This is a genomic window from Leisingera sp. F5, assembly GCF_001593695.1.
On sequence record NZ_LUKH01000592.1, the window covers coordinates 1 to 2,052 of the forward strand.

The window sequence follows — 2,052 nt, forward strand, 5'->3', positions numbered from 1 at the left end:
GGGCAACTCCCGTCAATCGCCAGGCGCATCACAGATGCGCCGCTCTTGTTGGGCCAAGCGCCGCGCGTTCCGCGCGGCGCTTTTTCGTGATACGGCCAGCGTTTGCGCGCCCAGCCCGGCACAGCCGGGCCGCGCCTTGACGGCCCTCGACGGGCCGGAAAGGCGCCCCGCCCCCGCCTCAACCGCCCTTGTTCAGATCATCAAAGGTTTTGCCGTCTGCCACTAGCTGTTCAAGCAGCGGCGCGGGCTGCCAGAAAAATTCATCTTCTGCCGCGTAAGCCCTGATATCCGCCAGAATGCCGTCCAATCCCTGCAGATCCGCCCATTTCAGCGGCCCGCCCCAGAAGCGCGGAAAGCCGTAGCCGAACAGCATCACCATATCCACATCCAGCGGACGGCGGGCAATGCCCTCGCCCACCACCTTGGCGGCCTCGTTGACCATGGCACACATATAGCGCCGCAAAACCTCGGCGTCCGGGAAGTCCCACGGGGTGATACCCTGCTCTTCCTGATCCCGGGCAATCAGCCCGGCCACCTGCGGGTTCGGCACGCCGCCGCGCGTGCCCTCCTCGTAGATGTAAAATCCCTTACCGGTCTTCTGACCGAAATCGCCGCCCTCGCAGAGCATTTCATAGAACCGCGGCACCCGTTCGCGCGGATCCCGTGCCGGCGCGCGTCGCTTGCGGGCGGCCCAGTTGATGTCCAGCCCGGCCAGATCCCCCATCGCAAACGGCCCCATCGGGAAGCCAAACCCGGTTACAACCGCGTCCACCTGATAAGGCGAGGCACCGTCCAGCACCAGATACTCCGCCGCCTTGCGGTAGGCGTTCATGATCCGGTTGCCGATGAACCCGTCGCAAATGCCCGAGCGCACCGCAACTTTCTTCAGTCGCTTTCCAAGGGCAAAACCGGTCGCCAACACCTCCGGCGCGGTATCCTTTGCCACGACAACTTCCAGCAGCTTCATCACATGCGCGGGCGAGAAGAAATGCAACCCGATCACTTCCTGCGGCCGGGAAATGGAGGCGGCAATCTCGTCCACATCCAAATAAGAAGTGTTTGTCGCCAGCACCGCACCCGGTTTGCAATGGGTATCCAGCTTGCCAAATACTTCGCGCTTGACGCCCATGTCCTCAAACACCGCTTCAACCACCAGATCCGCTTGTGACAGCGCAGCATAATCTGTGGACACCGTCAGCCCGTACCCGGTCAGTTGATCATATTGAGCCTCGGTGATCTTGCCGCGTTTCAGGGCGCCCTTCAGGTTGCCTTCAATCCGGCCGCGTGCTGCAGCCGTGGCGTCATCAGTCATTTCAATCAGAACCACCGGCAGACCCGCCAGCAATGCCGCAGTGGCGATCCCCGCCCCCATGGTGCCGCCACCGATCACCCCCATCGAAGCCACCTCGCGCGGCGCGATGCCCTCCAGCTCCGGCAGTTTGCTGACCGCGCGCTCCGAGAAGAAGGCATGGATCAGCCCCTGCCGCTGATCAGACTCCATCAGCTCCATGAACAGCGCGCGCTCGCGCTTGAGGCCCGCCTCAAAACTCTCTGCCTCAGCCGCCGCCTGCACCGCCCGCACAGCCGTGGCCGAAGACAGCTGGCCGCGGCCCTTTTTCAGCGTGGCTGTATAGGCCGCATCAAAATCCACCGCTTCCGGCGCGCGCATTTCCCCAACGGCCCGGCGCAGGGCGCCCATCTGCAGCAGCTCTTGCACGTAAGCAAGGCCGATCCCGCGCGGATCTCCGTCTTCGATCTTGTCGATTATTCCCTTTTCCAGCGCCTCCGCCGCGCTGACATGGCGACCGGAGGTGATCATCTCCAGCGCCGCTTCGGTCCCCGCCAGGCGCGGCAGCCGCTGGGTGCCGCCCGCACCTGGCAGAATGCCCAGATTCACTTCCGGCAACCCCATCCTGGCCGATGACACCGCAATCCGGTAATGCGAAGCCAAGGCCACCTCCAGCCCGCCCCCCAGTGCCGTGCCATGCAATGCAGAGACCACGATCAGCGGTGAGGCCTCGATCCGGCTGCACAGCCCCGGCAGATAGGGGG

General features: G+C 64.1%; 1 protein-coding gene. It reads right to left on the reverse strand.

The genetic code is table 11. The annotated features are described in order from the left end of the window. Nucleotides 1–178: 178 nt before the first annotated feature. The coding region (locus A2I95_RS33630; protein ID WP_291736807.1) for a 3-hydroxyacyl-CoA dehydrogenase NAD-binding domain-containing protein at nt 179–2,052 on the reverse strand (1,874 nt) is incomplete at its 5' end.